This window comes from Vibrio sp. NH-7, assembly GCF_053643215.1.
Map to the genome: position 1 here is coordinate 757,675 of NZ_CM132187.1, position 16,560 is coordinate 774,234.

A 16,560-nucleotide genomic window follows, 5' to 3' on the forward strand; every position below is an offset into this window, starting at 1 on the left:
ATGAAAAAATGGCTATCGGTTGTGTTGATTTCTACTGCGGCTCTTTTCCCTCATTTCACTGTGGCGAGTGATACGCTACTGGACAAAGCGCAACAAGAAAATCGTCAGCAGCAGTCACACAATGTGGCTCGTGAAGCGGGGTTTAAGAAAACTCAGCAAGAATTACAAGCCTTGAAGAACCAGCTTGTTGCCGAGCGTGCAGCGTTGCAAGCAGAAGCCGATTCTTTGAGTGTGACCTTCAGCGATAACGAATCGCAGCTTGCCCAGCTTGAAGAGAAACTTCGCCTAGAAACCGGCAGCTTAGGTGAGCTTTTTGGCGTCGTGCGTCAAAATGCCAAAGAGCTGCAGTCAGAGCTTAAGTTCTCTGTCACAGGGGTTGATGCCAACTCATTTCAACAAAACATCGATGATATCGTTGCTGCGAAATCATTGCCGACATTGTCTCAATTACGCGCAATGTGGCGCAGTATGGAAGAGCAAATTAAAGCCAGTGGTGAAATCGCCAATGTGCAATTTGCTTTGCTAGATGGTGAGGGCCGCGAACAAACCGCTAACGGTGTTCGTCTCGGGTCTATGGCGCTATTGAATGATGCGGGCTACGTGAAGTGGAATGGTCAGCGCGGCGATGCCGTGAGCTATCTACGCCAGCCAGAAAATGGTCCCACGGCAAGCAGCCTGAGCTCAGGTGATATTGACTCACTGGTGGTTGACCCTTCCAGAGGCATTTTGCTAGAGCAATTGGCAAACTCTCCAAGCATGACCGAACGGCTGAATGCTGGTGGTATCGTGGGTAAGATTATCCTTGGCTTGCTCGCCATAGGTTTGATCATCGCGCTGGTCCGTGGTGTCTCATTGTTCATCGAACGGCAAAAGATTGCGAAGCAGTTAAAGAGTCCAACTCAGCCAAGCGACAATCCACTGGGGCGTATTCTTTCTGTATATCAAAAAGACAAACATCGCAGTGTTGAAGCGCTGGAACTGCGTTTATTAGAAGCAGTCGTTGATGAGCAAACTCACCTTGAGAAAGGCTTGTCGATGCTAAAGTTGCTTGCCGCCCTTGCCCCTATGCTGGGTCTGCTTGGTACGGTAACGGGGATGATTGAAACTTTCCAAGTGATCACTCAGTTTGGCAATAGCGATCCAAAAGTTATGGCCGGGGGGATCTCGATGGCACTTGTGACGACGGTTCTGGGTCTAGTGGCTGCAATGCCGTTGCTTCTGGCGCACAACCTACTGAGTTCTCAAGCTGAGAACATTCGCAATATTTTAGAAAAGCAGGGGATTGGCCTTGTGGCTGAGCAAGCTGAACGCGATACGTCCACAGGGAGCATGGCGTCGCATACGGTCGCGGAGAGCGCAGCGTAATGGAGCCGATCCTACTCAACACATTGGGTTTGATCAGCGAAGATTGGGCCTCAACCTTAGTGCGATTTATGCACCAAGGCGGCCCTGTTTTATGGTGGTTGGCGGCGGTTGTGACACTATGCTGGCTGCTGGTTATGGAGCGCATTCTCTACCTTGTGGTGACTTTCCCTAAAGTGAAGAATCGGCTTTGTGAGCAGTGGTCTGCAAGAGCGGAACACCACTCTTGGTACGCGTATCAAATCCGTAACGGATGGATTGCAAAGGCTCAAATTGAACTGCGCCAAAATCTATCAACCATCAAAGTTTTGGTCGCGATTTGCCCAATGCTCGGTTTGTTGGGTACGGTCACCGGTATGATCGCGGTCTTTGACGTGATGGCGACACAAGGCAGCAGCAATCCTAAATTTATGGCTTCCGGCATTTCACTGGCAACATTGCCCACAATGGCTGGTATGGTTGCCGCACTTGCTGGTATGTTTGCTCACGCTCGTTTAAGCAAAGTGTGTCAGCGCAAAGCCCTCCAGTTAGAACAATCTTTAAGGAGTCAGAAGTGAGACTCGGACGTAGAGACCGCCGTCAAGAGGAAGCGCAAATCGACTTAACCTCAATGCTCGATATCGTGTTCATCATGCTTATCTTCTTCATAGTGACGAGTTCATTTGTGCGTGAGTCAGGCGTAGAGGTGAACCGCCCACAAGTGTCGAATGTGGCGAGCCAGAAAGACGCAGGGATCTTTATTGCCATTAACGCCGCGAACGATGTGTTTATTGATAAACGTATGGTTGATATTGAACGTGTTGAAGCCACTATCGAGCATCTATTACTTGATCAACCTGAGGCGTCGCTGGTGATTCAAGCGGACCAACATGCTTACAATGGCACGGTGGTGAAAGTGATGGATGCAGCAAAAGGCGCTGGCGTTAAACGCATTGCATTGGCGGCGGAGAAGCCTTAATGGCAAGACTCTTCCTTGCGTTGCCTCTATCAGTGCTGATTTCGCTGAGCTTGTTTAGCTTGATGGCCTGGATGGTGGATAAAAGTCATCAAGGGGCACCTCAGGCTTCTGAAGCCGTGCGGTTTGATATGGTGATGTTAGAAAACGATGCGGATGTGCAACGTCGCCAACGCTCAGTACCAGAACTGCCAAAGCCGCCTTCGTCTCCCGAACCGATGAGCCTAGCGCAAGTGCAGACGCAGATTAAGCCAGTTAGCCCAGTGATACCTATTAGTGCCTTGGGGCTCAATACCGCTATTGACGGCATTGCCATCAGCGCTCCAAATCTAACAGGGGCGATGGGAAACCAGCGTGCTCTGCCTTTGTATCGTGTAGAACCTCGTTACCCAAACAAAGCATTGAAAAGGCGAATGGAAGGGTATGTGATCATGCAGTTCACGATTGATGCTGCTGGGCGCCCTAAAGACATTAAGGTGATTGAAGCAAATCCAAAACGTGTGTTTGAGAAAGAAGCGGTTAACGCCCTGAAAAAATGGAAGTATCAGCCAAAAATTGAAGCGGGCGTATCGGTTGAGCAGTTTGGGCAAACCGCTAAAGTGGAGTTCAAATTAGCCAAATGATGAAAACGCTCTTAATCGGGGTGCTGCTGAGTATGAGCACCTTTGCCACCCTCGCCAACGAGCTCAGTGAATATAACGCTGTGCGAGTTCAACGCGCGCATAACTTGGCTCAAGAAGGCAAGCTCCAAGACGCCATCTCAGCACTGGAAACACTGGAAACGTCTCGTGATTACGATCGGGCATTTATCGCCCGTATGCTGGGGATACTTTATTGGCAGAGCGATCAAGTAAGTTCGGCGATAAAACAGCTTGATACAGCGGTCACAAGTGGGCTCTTAAATGACGATCAAGCTTGGCAAACGCGTAAGATGCTGGCGGATTTATTGCTTAATGAACAGCGATTTTCGCAAGCGTTGCCTCATTACTATGAGCTAAGCCAGTCGGTGCCTGAAAACCAGAAAGCGCATGAAGTGTGGCTACGTATCGTTCAGTCTCATTACCAACTAAGACAATGGCGAGAGGTGCTCTCTTCGATGGCTCGTTATGAGCAATTTGGCTTACCCGATGCGTTGTCGTCATTGTCGATTAAGCTCTCTGCAGAACTTGAACTCAAACAATGGGCGTCTGCCATAGACACGATTAAGCGTTTAATTGTCATTGAACCTGAGCGTATGGAATGGTGGCGACAGCTTGTCGCTTTGTACCTGCGGATTAATGACAGTAAACGGGCTTTGGATACGCTCGCCTTAGCCAAACTGCAAGGTGCGGCGTTCACTCAAGATGATGTTATGTTGCTGGCTCAGTTGTACGGCCAAAGGGGAATTCCAGAACGTGCTGCCAAGGTGCTAGGTGAGCTAAAAGACCTAAACTCAGACAGTAAGCTCAAAGCGCAACAAGCGACGTTTTGGCAAATGGCGAAGGAGTGGGATAAGTCGATTGCAAGCTGGCGAGTCGCCGCCAAACTCGATCGCCAGTACTATTGGAACTTGTCTCAGCTCTTGGTTCAAGAAGGTCATTATGAGCAAGCATTGGTCGCGCTAAAGCAGGTGCCTGGACGAAAGGCCGAGGTGGCACTGATGAAAGCCAGAGCTTACTACAAGTTGCAACGCTTTGAGGATGCACTGGCAAGTGCGAAACGTGCCAATGCGATTGAGCCTTCAGCTCAAGCTGAGAGTTGGGTGAAATATCTAACTCAACTGCGCAAAACAAAAGCGCGCCAAAGTAGCTAATAGAGTGTTGTCGAGCGGAAAACAAAAAAGGCTACCCGAGGTAGCCTTTGTCGATTATGCCGCGTTAGCAAATTGCGCTAGGAAGGTATCTTTACGAGCGTTAAAACGTTCGACCAAATCATCTACAGAGGCTTGGTCGTAAGGTTTTAGACCACTTGCCACCATACGCTTGATGCCTTTGCCAACCACTTCGCCATCTTCTTTAAAGGCAAAGTTTAACGTCACCACACCACGCTTGCCATCCACGTCGAAGGTCGCGCCAGTAAAGTCGACTTCAGGGTGAGTCAAATCTAAGCGGTCAAACTCCACTTCCATGCTTTCATAAATAACCAAAGGACGCTGGCAGTTGATCATCGCCTGTTGCTCTTCCATCAGCGGTACCATGATGTGCGGGAAGTTCATACCAGAAAACTGCACGTAGCTTGTTACGACGTGTTCGATGAACTCTGGGTTACGGTTTACTTCACCTTCATGGGACATGTGTAGGTATTCTTTACCGTTGGCATCGACAACCGCACTCTCTTTTTCGCATTTATTATCCACCGATAACGCGACGCCATCATTCACCATTCCTGAGAAATCAAAACGCATTTTCTGGCTGATGCCTTCTTTGCTAAGCAAAACGGCAAAGAGGAGATCGCCAGGTACACAGAAGCGTTTGTTGTCTTCGTCATGGATTGGGTTGAAATCACCCGCCACTTTCTTAGCGAAATGGCTCGCTTGTTGACGAGTAAACTGAAATTGGTCGCTATTTTGCGAAAAATACGGTGTCAGAAACATAGTTGAATTCATGTGGCTATAACTGGAGCGAAGTATACATGAAGGCAGTCAATCAAATGGTCTATCCAGATGAGAAGCTGCAGTGAATATTGAAAATAATATTTTTGTGCGATATTTGCACAACTGGTCAATACTAAGATAAGTGATTAGTTTAGTAACAGTGTCATTCTAACGTTAAGTTTGGACAAGGAGGTGACATGTCACGACTTCACCTAACCTGGGTGGCTTTCTCTCTTTGGCCGCTTTCTGTTTATGCGATAGTTTCAGGCAATGCCGTCAGCCAAATTGAGTACACAAGTGATTACAGTCATGTGGTATCAGTGGGAGCGAGTGTTAAGGCTGAAGACCACTTTTGTGGTGGTACCATCATCGCTCCGCAATGGGTATTGACTGCGGCGCACTGTTTAGTTGCATCAAGCTCTAGCCAAGAAGACTCGGAAGAGAACCCAGAGAACATAACGCAATACGATGTTGCGAAACCAATAGAGTTGTCGGTGACAGCAGGTGTGGCTGATTTGAGTGATACCGCCATTGGCAATTTGTATCGCGTTACGCATGTTGTCATACACCCAGATTACTATCCGACTGCCGGCGCAACCACAACAGCTTATCAAAATGATATTGCGCTACTTTATGTTGAGCGCACTTTCTCTGGTACCCCAATCTCTTTAGTTGATTCGACAAGATATACTGAATTGCTCGCGCTAGGACCTCTATGGGATCCTGCTAACCCGCAGCCTAATGTAAAAGTAGCAGGTTGGGGAGATGGTGACACCTCGGAGCCGGATCCCGCTTTTGGTGGTAGTGATACCATATTGGATGAAGTCGACGTTGCTTTTAACCCTATCGCCGATTGTTATGCTCGTCTAGAGAGCGGACGTGATACGCCCAGATACATTGCGTCGACAACCGATCCTACCAAGCTATGCACGATGTCGACGTTGGTCGTGACAAATGACCAAGATGAAGCGTATGGAAACGGAGCCTGTGAGGGTGATCCTGGCGGCCCTTTGACCTTTGTTGCTGCTGACTCTAACACTTACCAAGTTGGCATTATTAGCGCTAGCCCTGTGAGCAACACGATATGCAGTTCTGCGACTATTCCAGCTTGGCACACCAATCTCAATCACTATCTGACTTGGATATCGACATACACAAGTGCGCCAACACCACCGACTCAAACTGTCATCAAGCCGACATTTTTGACCTCAACCACGACTCCTGATCCCGGCGATACCCCCGATGAAGAGGCAGAAGAAGGCAGCACCACACCTGAAACCTCGCCCAACTGTTCGGGCAGTGCCAATATCGGCGTGGGCAGTGGGACGGCGCAGCTTGGTTGCGATTCGGGCTCAAGCAGTGGTGGCAGCAACGGGTGGTTAACCATGATTGGGCTGAGCTTGATGTTTTACCGTCGTTATCGGCTCCCAGCACCCAAGAGCTAAGGTTTGTGAAAACTGAGCAAGTTACCGCTCCGCAAGCCAAGTCTCAGCCAAGATCTCATCATCTTTATATTGATTTGAAAAATGCTCTAATAGCGCTGCCAAATGTTCGCCCGTATCGCAAAGCGTGTTGGCGACTAAATCTTCAGACACATGAATTGGGCTGGCTTGGGGCTGAGCTTTTGGTGTTACCAGAACTGGAATGATGAACTTGTCTCGACTTGGTTGATGCTGCTCTTTGAACTGGCGAGCAAAGTGATGGACTTGGTCGGCTTTGGCACAATCGTAATCGTGACTGACGTGATCAATTAATAGCACGAAAATCAAACCGCGATAGAGAACCACGCAATCCACGTTTTCAGACGAGTTTGGCACTGGAACTGACAAGAAAAGGTGTCCGGCTAAGTGGGGAAGCTCGTTCAGTGACGTTTTCAGTAGTTCGATGTCTTGGCTGTGTTTTGCAACTGTGGAGTTGGCTGAATCTTGAGTGAGTAAAGGCGTGTTGGGGGTATGACAAAAGTCAAACAAAGGAATCGAAAGTTGTGGGTTCATTGTGCGTTGTGGTCTGGCTATATCAAAGCCCTAGTATAAAAGGCGCAAAGCAAGAGTGCGACGAGGCCGGTTGCAAAATGCGCCTAGAAGCCAGATACACGTCTTTAGAACATGTATTGAGATACCGAGTGGTGCACACCATGATCGGTTTTTGCTTTCGCAGGTAAGTTAGTTTGAGCCAACACCAGTTGGTTATCTTTTATTTTGAATTGGATCTCTTCGCCAGATTCAAACGTCAGCGTATAGCCTGTCGTGATAGAGCTGAGCATGCCTGCTCCTTCAAAGTACTGTTCAATCGCTTTGAAGTTAGCCACGGTTCTAAGTTGGATACCATCGTTGAACAGATAGGTCGTTTCAGATGGAAAGGTTTCATCCTGCAAGTAACGACACATAGTCAGCAGAGAGTCATTCGTGAAGGTAATCATAGTGCTTTCCCGATGGTTGTTGGTCGAAAATCAGGAACGGACTATAGCGGAATTTATAATTGATATTTAAATCACTTACTTTTGCTTACGTGTCAGGAAAAGTAAGCCCTACCTATGCAGTAGGGCTTGTTCAGATTAGAACTTGGCCTTCACCCAAATCATGCGGTGATCTGAAGAAACATCTTTTCCATTGCCATATTTGCCGACACGTTTGTCGTTAAACAGACGATAGCTTTCTTCCGTTGGCGTCGACCAGTATACGCCCGAGTCGATCACGTTTAGCGTTGCAGATGGCATTGCGTAATCCACTCCTAACCCGAAGGTTGAGGTCACATGTTCAGGCTTTGGATGGCGCTTACCACTTGCTTCGATGTGTTTGACCGCGCCTTGGCTTGATGGGTAGAGCTCACCATTCATCACTTTTTGATTGAGCAATGGGTCATTGTGCAGCGTTTGCATCACCGAGCTTACTCCGTCGCCAGCTACAGGGTCGAGGTTTAGGTCACCCATGATCACAAAGTGTTTGCCCTTTTCCAGACCGCCCGTGTTACCCGCATCGTCATAGAAGTATGGCTTACCTTGAATGTATTGATGCCAGAAGGCGACTTCAGCTGCGTTTTGCATCTGGTTTTTGCCAGTATCGAACACAGGTGGTGTTGGGTGTGACATCAATAGGTGAACCACTTGGTCGCCCTTGTCAGTTGGGATAATGATTGGCGCATCGACGTGGTTTTTCGACGAGAGACGAACCTGTTGCCACTCTTCGTCGCTGTACCAAGGATCACCACATTTCATGCCTTGCGGGATCTTATTGTACTTATCATTGCATTTGGTGATGGTTGGGATCGTTGCACCGGCGAGATCTTTCCATTTGAACTCTTGGAAAGTACGCGTGTTTTCAGTGTCAATCTCATACTTGGACATTAAAGCGAACGCGTATTGGCCATGGTAAAAACCAAAGCCCCATGCATCGCCTGGCAGTTGACCTTTCTTGCCATTGTTGTCCAAGTCGAGATCGCTCAATAACCCCGTGTTAGTCGCGTAAGATTCAAAAAACGGGTACTCAATAGCGGTTAGGTTAGGTTGGCCGCCCGCGCCCTCACTGCTTTGCGGAACTGACAGGTAGTTGGTTTGAAAACCAATAAGCGCGGCTTTATCTTCGCCGGCACCGTCGTTGTTGAATTCAGCCATCATGATCACATCAGGGCGGTTTTTCTGGATGATTGCCGCAACGTTGCGAATCTGAATGACTTTCTCAGCCGTTTGCTTGTCTTCCTCACTGATCGAGCCATCAAGGTAGCGAGTAACTAAAGCCGTTTGTTGCTTAGGTTCGATCTGCATCTCTTTCACTAAGTCTTCGAAGGTCGCTCGGTCGAAAGAGAGGTTGTAAGTCGCGATGGTTACTTCAGTCATTGGGGACTCGGTCGTTTGGGTGGTCATAGCGCCGCAGCCAGTTAGCAGTGTTGCGCTAATGGCGAGAGCCAAAGGAGTTGTTAGCTTTTTCATCTAAGAAGCATTCTGGTTATGAATATCAAAGGAATGGTAGTGTGAATACCCTAAATGTAAAGTGACCCGAGTCGCGGTGTAATTGTTCTGTCGACCGTTTGCAGGATTTATGAGCACAGTCTCAAGGTGCATAAAAAAATGAATGTGATTCACCGCCCATATTTGCATTAATAATCAGCATGCTTGGTTTTTATCGGGTTAATTGGTTGGACACTATTTCACCGATAACAAGCAAGGAAAGCGCATGAAAGACGAAACGCTATCTATCCATTTTGGCTATGAGACAGACCCAACCACCAAATCAGTCGCGACGCCCATCTATCAAACGGTTGCCTACGAGTTTGACAATGCACAACATGGTGCTGACCTATTTAACCTCGAAGTTCCTGGCAATATCTACACCCGAATCATGAACCCAACCAACGATGTGTTGGAAAAACGCATGGCGGCCCTAGAAGGCGGAATTGCGGGTTTGGTTGTTAGTGCAGGCAGCGCCGCGATTAACTACGCAATTCTCACGCTAGCACAAGCGGGGGATAATATCGTCTCAACGCCGCAGCTATATGGTGGTACCTATACGTTGTTTGCCCACATGCTGCCAAACCAAGGCATCAAGGTGAAATTTGCCAAAGACGATAAGCCGGAAAGTTTGGCTGAACTTATCGATGAGAATACCAAAGCGGTGTACTGTGAAAGTATCGGCAACCCCGCTGGCAATATCATTGATCTAGAGCGAGTGGCGGAGTTGGCGCACGCACAAGGCGTTCCTGTGATTGTTGATAATACTGTAGCCACTCCTGCGCTGTGCAAACCGATAGAGTTTGGTGCGGATATTGTTGTTCACTCATTGACTAAATACGTGGGCGGCCATGGCACCACGCTAGGCGGCATTATTATCGATTCCGGTAAGTTTCCATGGGCGGAGCACAAAGAACGATTCCCGGTCTTTAATCAACCAGAGCCTTCGTATCATGGTGTGGTCTACACTGAGGCATTCGGTGAGGCGGCGTTTATTGGTCGTGCACGCACGGTTCCGTTAAGAAATACCGGTGCGGCGTTATCGCCAATGAATGCGTTCATGTTGATGCAAGGTTTAGAGACCTTATCTTTGCGCATGGAACGACACACTGAAAACGCCATGAAAGTGGCGCAGTACCTTGAGCAGCATGACAAAGTCAGTTGGGTGAGCTACGCGGGATTACCGAGCTCCGAGTTCTACCCACTGGCGGAAAAATATATGCAGGGCAAGCCGTCTGCGATTCTCTCGTTTGGTTTGAAAGGTGGCTATGATGCTGGCGTCAGCTTCTATGATGCGCTGCAAATCTTCAAGCGTTTGGTCAACATTGGTGATGCTAAATCATTGGCTTGCCACCCGGCGTCTACCACGCACCGTCAATTGAGTGAGGCGGAGCAAAAACAAGCGGGCGTTTCACCAGAGATGATTCGCCTGTCAGTGGGCATTGAGCACATAGATGACATCATCGCTGACCTAGAGCAAGCCTTAAACGCTTAACGGTCATAAACAGCAAACGGCGCTGAAATTGTCAGCGCCGTTTTTTATTTTACCCTAGTGACCTTTGGGCTTACTCGTTGGTTGGCTTGATGAAAGAGCCATAAATATCATGACGTCGGTGTTTCAGGTTGGTGACCGAGCCTTCGGTATTGAGCTGCTTGAGCTTAGTAAGATCGACATCGGCAAAGATGATCATTTCAGTATTGGCACTGGCCTCTGTGAGCGTGGCATCGTGGGGGAAGTAGATGTCAGAAGGTGAGAAGACCGCCGATTGCGCGTACTGAATATCAACGTTGTCCACGCGCGGTAGGTTGCCCACACTACCACCAATCGCCACATAACATTCGTTTTCAATTGCCCTTGCTTGAGAACAGATTCTGACTCGTTGATAACCATTTTTGGTGTCTGTCCAGAAGGGGACAAAAATGATCTGCACGCCTTGCTCTGCCATCATGCGGCCAAGTTCCGGAAATTCGCTGTCGTAACAAATCAAAATACCAATTCGACCCGCGTCGGTTTCGAACACTTTGACGTTGTCTCCACCATCAATAACCCAATCTTTCTCTTCATGAGGGGTAATGTGGATTTTGTATTGCGCCTCAATGTGACCATCACGCTGCAACAAATAGGAGACATTGTAGAGCTTGTCATCCTCCAATACCGGCACACTACCCGCGATGATGTTGATGTTGTAGGTCACCGCCATTTGTGAAAATCGGTTTTTGATCTCTTCACTAAATTGGGCAAGGAAGCGAATCGCCTCTACAGAGTTTTGACCTTTTTGCATACCCATCAGCGGTGCATTAAAAAATTCGGGGAAGAGGGCGAAGTCCGCTTTGTAGTTAGATAGCGAGGTCACAAAGAACTCCGCTTGATCCATCAAGTCATCCAAGTCTCGCATGGCGCGCATTTGCCATTGCACCACCCCAATGCGAACTAACGTCTTTTCGATATCGTGTACAGACTGAATGTCTTCTTCATAAAAGAAGTTATCCCACTCAAGCAAGGTTGCGTAACCTTGCGAGGCGTCGTCTTCGGGCAGGTAGTTGCGCATCAAGCGTTTGACGTCGAAATCGTTCGCCAGTTGGAACGACAAGATAGGATCATGCAGCTCACGACGTTTTATTTTGTCGATGTATTCTGGAACCGTCAGTGAATCAGCGTGCTCCTGATAATTAGGAATACGGCCGCCTGTGAGAATCGCTTTAAAGTTTTTACTGCGACATAACTCTTTACGTGCGTCGTAGAGACGGCGTCCTAATCTGAGCCCGCGATAATCAGGGTGAACGAAGACATCCAAGCCATACATGGCATCGCCTTTCGGGTTGTTTTGGATGACATTGTTTTCATCAATGATGTCGGTGTAAACGTGCGGCAAAGAGAAGCGATTGTAGTCGACTTTGATAGTCAGAGCGGCGCCAACGATCTTTCCATTATCCTCGATACACACTTGCCCATCAGGGAACTGGCGAATCAATTCCATGATGGTACTGCGTGGCCAAGCGCCTCCAACATCTGGGAAGACGAGATCCATGAGCTCGGCAATTTCTGGGTAGTCCTCTTTCTCGATGGTTCGTAGAGAAAGTTTTGGCGTCGTGTTGTCCATAACAGTGTTCCATTTTTTACAGCATTAACATAAGCCTAACACATTCAGGCTCAATGCTTAATGAGCCTGAATGAAGGAAAGGCGTTACTCTGGGAGGGTATCGGCTCGCGTCGCTTTGACCTGAAGAATCCGGTTGTTATCGACCTTGATGATCTCAAACTGCCATTCTTGATAGCGAATGCACTCGCCTACATCTGGTACTCGACCGATCATCCAAGTCAACAATCCGTTCAGTGTTTGGAAGCCTTCTGTCTCTTCGCCCTCAATAACACTGATTTCTAAGCGATGCTTAAGCTCATTGAGTGGAATCAAGGCATCCATCCACCAACTGCCATCATGTTGCTGTTTTGCCCACGAGTGCAGTGGAGTCATGCCCAGCTCGCCAGCAATCGATTCGAGCAAATCGTAGTGGGTAACTAAGCCTTGAACATCGCCGTATTCGTCGACGATAAATGCCATCTCACTGTTGCTTTTCTGCATATCGTTCAGCAGTGGTAAGCCTTTGATAGACTCTGGCACATAACGTGGTCGGCGAGCTTGTTTCACTATGGTGGTGATGGAGAGCTCGTCATATTGATCGAGCAGCACTTTGGATGAAATCGTTCCTATGATGTTATCTAAACTGCCGTGAACCAAAGGCCAAACGGAGTGCTGAGTTTGGCGCATCTGTTTGAGAACCTGTTCAATCGGCTGGCTGACATCCAGATATTCAATATCGCAGCGCGGCGTCATTAGTGACGTCGCTAAGCGGTCATTCAGGTGGAGCAGATTGCTGATCATTTGCTGCTCTTGCGGTTCAATCGCTCCAGACTCTGACCCTTCTGTCACCAAGGCGACGATGTCTTCTTCAGTGACTTGATCGCTGTCATCTCCGTTTTGACGCAGCAGCGTTAACAGAGCGTCGGTCGAGCGGCTTAGCAGCACCACAAACGGAGTGGTCAATATCGCCAGCCAGTGGATAGGGTAAGCCACGATCACCGCGATGTATTCGGCGTTCCTTTGTGCGAAGCGTTTCGGTACCAACTCACCGACCACAATGGCGAAGTAGGTGATCAAAATAACCACACTCGCGGTCGCAACAATAGAAGCGAGTTCGGCTTCAAGCCCTTGTGATGTCAACCAAATTGCAAACGGGGCAGATAAGGTCGCCTCACCGAAAATACCGCTCAAAATACCGATCGCGGTAATACCGATTTGAATTGTAGAGAGGAATCGGGTTGGGTTGTTCTTTAGCTCTAATGCGAGTTGTGCGGAGGGTTGCGTTTCAGCGAGCTTTTTCAAGCGGCTTGATTTTGCTGCGACGAGCGCCAGTTCTGACATGGCAAAAATGCCGTTAAGGGTGATAAGCCCCACCAGTATGAAAATATCCATTGATTGTTCCAGTAATAAACACGTCGTCAGGATAACGAGAGCAACCTATAAAAGATAGGCAATAAGTCCACGATAACGCTAAATATTTTTACGGTGACGATAGGATATTCTGATTGAAAGTTTGAGCCAAGTTTCGACCTACCTTGTGGTCGGTAGGTCGAATCTTCATTATTGCTCGCTCACTTTGAGGTGCAACTCACCATCGATCTTTTCACGAGTCTCGATACTGGCTCGGTCAACATCCCCTTGCAAAGTAAACAGCAGATCGCGAGCAAACTGTTTGTCGTCAAAATGCCAAGAATGTGTCCAATTGGCGTCTGGGTGAACGGCGCTTTTATCTTCGTCGAGTTGCTTCCAGTGACGATCCACTCGGACATTGACCAAGTTGTCGGGGGCGCTGTCATCAAGTCCCACACGGCCGACTCTCGGGGCGGCACCGAGCCGTTTTATGTTCGAGATCTTCAGTGCGTTGTCGTGCGGATTTTGGTAGTTAGTGATACGAATGGCGTGTTCAAAGAGGGCTTGAGATTTGCCATCTTTTCGGTGCGTGGATTTACGTGCGATATCGCCACCAATCAAAGCGATTTGGCTGACGTTCCATTTAATGCGTTGCAAATAGCGATCGAACTTGGCTTCATAAAAGGCCTCACGAATGACGTAAGCGCCAGTGGAATGACCAAGCAGGTGGACATCAATATCGCAGTGGTTTCTGTCTTGCTCCAGTTGGTTTTTCGCTAACACTACGATACCGTCTTTGACTAACTTTAGTGCGGTCTGCTTGGCGTCGCAGCGATCTTCAGCGTAGTTAAGGGTGCATTGCGCACTTGGCCAATCGAAGCTAACGATAGCGCCTTTATAACCGACCTCTCGCAACCTTTTTTGCAGCAAGTCATGTCGATGCATGATGGCGGTAATCGAATTGTTGTACCCGTGAACAAAGATAAGAATATCGCCAATGGTGTAGCCTGAAACGGGCGATTTCTCAATGGTGTCGTGCTGGCCTGTGCGGGCCCTTATTAACAAGCGTTCTAGCCACTCGGTTCGTGTCAGCCTGTGCTGTTGAGGGTGAGGGGACTGCCCATCAGGTACTTCCAAGTAACGGGTTGTCCCGGGCTCATTACCAAACTCCGCCTGTTCCCCTTTACCTTTTACGTTACGAACACTGATAACAAAATTGCTGCTCATATCACTCATAGCCACACCTTTATTGTTGGTTTTTCACAGCTTAATTGTGGAAGGTGTCGCGGTAATCCTGCTGTCACAAAAATTGGAAACCAAACAATATCTTTAGGTAATTGCGTTGTTTGTCATATTGATTCTGTGAGACCCAGAGAAGCGCTCGAATTCGATTACCGTGAGCTGCGTGTTTTAAAGTGGTCGATGATAAAGTCGATCAGTGCTCGTACCGGCGGTGAGAGATGTTTGCGTGACGGATAAAGTAAGTACATTTGCAAAGTCATCAACTGCCATTCAGGCAATACCCAAACCAGTTTACCTTGGTCAATCCACTCTTGAGCCAAGTAGTCCGGCTGCATCGAGATGCCCAAGCCCGCCAAAGAGCCATGCAGTAACACCGTTGCTTCATTGGCGGTCACGTCACAGTTCACCTCGACATCGTGCTGCTGTTCTCCTTGTGTGAGCTGCCAGATCTGACGACCAAAATTCTTATAGCCCAAACAAGCGTGACGGGTTAAGTCTTGAGGGTGAGTAATTGGATCATGGCAGGCCAAATACTCGGGCGCGGCCACCAGCTTTGAATAGCACACTGAAAACGGACGACCAATCAAAGCAGGGTTAGGCTCATTGGTGGTGCGAATCGCCAAATCAATGCGCTCTGCCACCATATCTACCGCACGATCTTGGGCATCAATGTCTAGCTTAATGCCGGGATAGCGTTGGCGAAATGCTTGCAGTGCAGGCATCAATTGAGAAAATCCAAAAGACATACTCACCGACAAGCGCACGTAACCTGTGACGGCTTGCGATGGCATCAAGCTCTCTTCCATTTGCTGCGCTTGCTCAACCCAGTGCTGCAAGTTCGGTAGCAACTGCTCTCCTGCGCTGGTTAAAGAGACTTTTCTTGTAGTGCGCTGTAGCAAGCGTGCGCCCAACCAGTTTTCAGCTGCTTCCACGTAGCGAGTCACCATAGGCCGAGACATCTCTAGCCTTTCGGCTGTGGCAGTAAAACTTTCTGTTTGAGCGACGTCTAGCATCACTTTAGCGGCGGTCAGTTTATCCATTTACTTGCTCGAATTAAGAAATAATGATGCAAAGAATAGGCTCTATTTCGAAATAAAACCAGTCGCTACTATGACGACGACTGAACAGAAAACCTTCGAATTAGGACACAGACTATGAAAAACATCACCACTTTAGCACTACTCCTTGCGACTTCTCAGGCGGCCATGGCGAAAGGTGATCTCACGTTTGACGTCTACAACGCCGACGAGAACAGCTTCAACGTGACATCGACGCTCGTTATCGGCGAGACGGAAACTCTGCTGATTGATACTGGTTTTACTCGCGCCGATGCACTGCGTATTGCGGCCAAAGTGATGGATGCGGGCAAACCATTGAAAACAATATTCATCAGCCAAGCGGATCCTGACTACTATTTTGGCGCGTCTCAGCTGCTTGAGATATTCCCTGAAGCGAACGTGATCACCACTCCGGCGGTTCGAGAGGCGATTGCCAAAAAGCTCGAAACCAAAGTGAGCTTCTGGGGGCCAAAAATGGGGTTAAATGCGCCAGAGAATCCTAAGTTACCAACTGCGATTAATGCGCGTCAGATTACGGTAGACAACAAAATTATCGAGATTCGCGATGCCGAAGGTGTGCTTGCTCATCGCCCTTACTTATGGGTACCGAGCGAGAAAGCCATCTTAGGTAACGTGGGCATTGTGCAAGGCATGCACGTATGGATGGCAGACACCCAATCTCAGCAAGAAGTGGATGCTTGGCTAACTCAGCTTGAAGAGATGCAAGCCCTTAAACCTAAGCTGGTGGTGCCGGGTCATATGATGGAAGACGGCAAACTCGATGCAAGCACGATTTCGTTTACTCATACGTGGATTGAACGTTTTGAAGCGGCGAAGAAGCGCAGTGACAATAGCGCAGAGGTGATCGACGCGATGGTAAAGCATTACCCTCAGTTCGGTTCCGATTTTAGCCTAGAGCTTGGCGCTAAAGTTCACATGAAAGAAGCGAGTTGGTAACGGATACTCTGTGTTCAGTCAGCGGCGAGTCCACTGACTGA

Annotated in this window: 16 protein-coding genes; 8 read left to right on the forward strand and 8 right to left on the reverse strand. The window is 48.5% G+C overall.

The annotated features are described in order from the left end of the window. Genes ACUALS_RS03655 through ACUALS_RS03675 form a run of 5 tightly spaced genes read left to right on the forward strand, consistent with a single transcriptional unit; the run spans position 1 to position 4,109 of the window. The gene (locus tag ACUALS_RS03655; protein ID WP_454448878.1) at positions 1–1,365 is read left to right on the forward strand and encodes a MotA/TolQ/ExbB proton channel family protein; all 1,365 of its coding nucleotides are present in this window, start codon (positions 1–3) and stop codon (positions 1,363–1,365) included. Further along, entirely contained in the window at positions 1,365–1,919 is a 555-nt protein-coding gene (locus tag ACUALS_RS03660; protein ID WP_454448879.1) for a MotA/TolQ/ExbB proton channel family protein, read from the forward strand. The genes ACUALS_RS03655 and ACUALS_RS03660 overlap by 1 nt, the downstream gene beginning before the upstream one ends. Continuing rightward, entirely contained in the window at positions 1,916–2,320 is a 405-nt protein-coding gene (locus ACUALS_RS03665; RefSeq protein ID WP_454448880.1) for an ExbD/TolR family protein, read from the forward strand. Before ACUALS_RS03660 ends, ACUALS_RS03665 begins: the two co-directional genes overlap by 4 nt. Continuing rightward, positions 2,320–2,940 carry an energy transducer TonB gene (locus ACUALS_RS03670; protein WP_454448881.1) on the forward strand — a complete coding sequence of 207 codons (621 nt, stop codon included), beginning with the start codon at positions 2,320–2,322 and terminating at the stop codon, positions 2,938–2,940. Before ACUALS_RS03665 ends, ACUALS_RS03670 begins: the two co-directional genes overlap by 1 nt. Further along, a complete protein-coding gene (locus ACUALS_RS03675; protein WP_454448882.1) occupies positions 2,937–4,109 on the forward strand; it encodes a tetratricopeptide repeat protein in 1,173 nt (390 codons plus the stop codon). The genes ACUALS_RS03670 and ACUALS_RS03675 overlap by 4 nt, the downstream gene beginning before the upstream one ends. A 54-nt stretch (positions 4,110–4,163) precedes the next feature. Here ACUALS_RS03675 and ACUALS_RS03680 read toward each other — a convergent pair whose 3' ends face one another. Further along, positions 4,164–4,889 carry a DUF3581 domain-containing protein gene (locus tag ACUALS_RS03680; protein WP_454448883.1) on the reverse strand — a complete coding sequence of 242 codons (726 nt, stop codon included), beginning with the start codon at positions 4,887–4,889 and terminating at the stop codon, positions 4,164–4,166. 197 nt (positions 4,890–5,086) lie between these two features. Here ACUALS_RS03680 and ACUALS_RS03685 point away from each other — a divergent pair, with 197 nt between their 5' ends. After that, entirely contained in the window at positions 5,087–6,334 is a 1,248-nt protein-coding gene (locus ACUALS_RS03685; protein WP_454448884.1) for a S1 family peptidase, read from the forward strand. A gap of 21 nt (positions 6,335–6,355) precedes the next feature. On the opposite strand, the gene ACUALS_RS03690 is transcribed toward ACUALS_RS03685, so the two are convergent. The 3 genes from ACUALS_RS03690 to ACUALS_RS03700 form a co-directional block, all read right to left on the reverse strand. Next, on the reverse strand, positions 6,356–6,883 hold the full coding sequence (locus tag ACUALS_RS03690; protein WP_454448885.1) for a hypothetical protein: 528 nt from the start codon (positions 6,881–6,883) through the stop codon (positions 6,356–6,358). Positions 6,884–6,987: 104 nt separating this feature from the next. Next, complete coding sequence (locus ACUALS_RS03695; protein WP_038215352.1) at positions 6,988–7,308, reverse strand: hypothetical protein; 321 nt, start codon at positions 7,306–7,308, stop codon at positions 6,988–6,990. A gap of 135 nt (positions 7,309–7,443) precedes the next feature. Next, a complete protein-coding gene (locus tag ACUALS_RS03700) occupies positions 7,444–8,814 on the reverse strand; it encodes an endonuclease/exonuclease/phosphatase family protein (protein ID WP_454448886.1) in 1,371 nt (456 codons plus the stop codon). A 244-nt stretch (positions 8,815–9,058) separates the two neighbouring features. Here ACUALS_RS03700 and ACUALS_RS03705 point away from each other — a divergent pair, with 244 nt between their 5' ends. Continuing rightward, positions 9,059–10,327 carry an O-acetylhomoserine aminocarboxypropyltransferase/cysteine synthase family protein gene (locus ACUALS_RS03705; RefSeq protein WP_039476222.1) on the forward strand — a complete coding sequence of 423 codons (1,269 nt, stop codon included), beginning with the start codon at positions 9,059–9,061 and terminating at the stop codon, positions 10,325–10,327. Between the two features lie 70 nt (positions 10,328–10,397). Here ACUALS_RS03705 and ACUALS_RS03710 read toward each other — a convergent pair whose 3' ends face one another. From ACUALS_RS03710 to ACUALS_RS03725, 4 genes are all read right to left on the reverse strand, one after another. Beyond that, complete coding sequence (locus tag ACUALS_RS03710; RefSeq protein WP_038189859.1) at positions 10,398–11,933, reverse strand: bifunctional GNAT family N-acetyltransferase/carbon-nitrogen hydrolase family protein; 1,536 nt, start codon at positions 11,931–11,933, stop codon at positions 10,398–10,400. Between the two features lie 84 nt (positions 11,934–12,017). Then, positions 12,018–13,304: a hemolysin family protein gene (locus ACUALS_RS03715; protein ID WP_454448887.1), complete on the reverse strand. Its 1,287-nt coding sequence runs from the start codon at positions 13,302–13,304 to the stop codon at positions 12,018–12,020. 168 nt (positions 13,305–13,472) lie between these two features. Then, positions 13,473–14,498: an alpha/beta hydrolase gene (locus ACUALS_RS03720; RefSeq protein ID WP_454448888.1), complete on the reverse strand. Its 1,026-nt coding sequence runs from the start codon at positions 14,496–14,498 to the stop codon at positions 13,473–13,475. Positions 14,499–14,653: 155 nt separating this feature from the next. Continuing rightward, positions 14,654–15,544 carry a LysR family transcriptional regulator gene (locus ACUALS_RS03725; protein WP_454448889.1) on the reverse strand — a complete coding sequence of 297 codons (891 nt, stop codon included), beginning with the start codon at positions 15,542–15,544 and terminating at the stop codon, positions 14,654–14,656. Between the two features lie 114 nt (positions 15,545–15,658). On the opposite strand from ACUALS_RS03725, the gene ACUALS_RS03730 reads away from it, so the two are divergent. Next, positions 15,659–16,519: an MBL fold metallo-hydrolase gene (locus ACUALS_RS03730; RefSeq protein ID WP_454448890.1), complete on the forward strand. Its 861-nt coding sequence runs from the start codon at positions 15,659–15,661 to the stop codon at positions 16,517–16,519. The last annotated feature ends 41 nt before the right edge of the window (positions 16,520–16,560 follow it).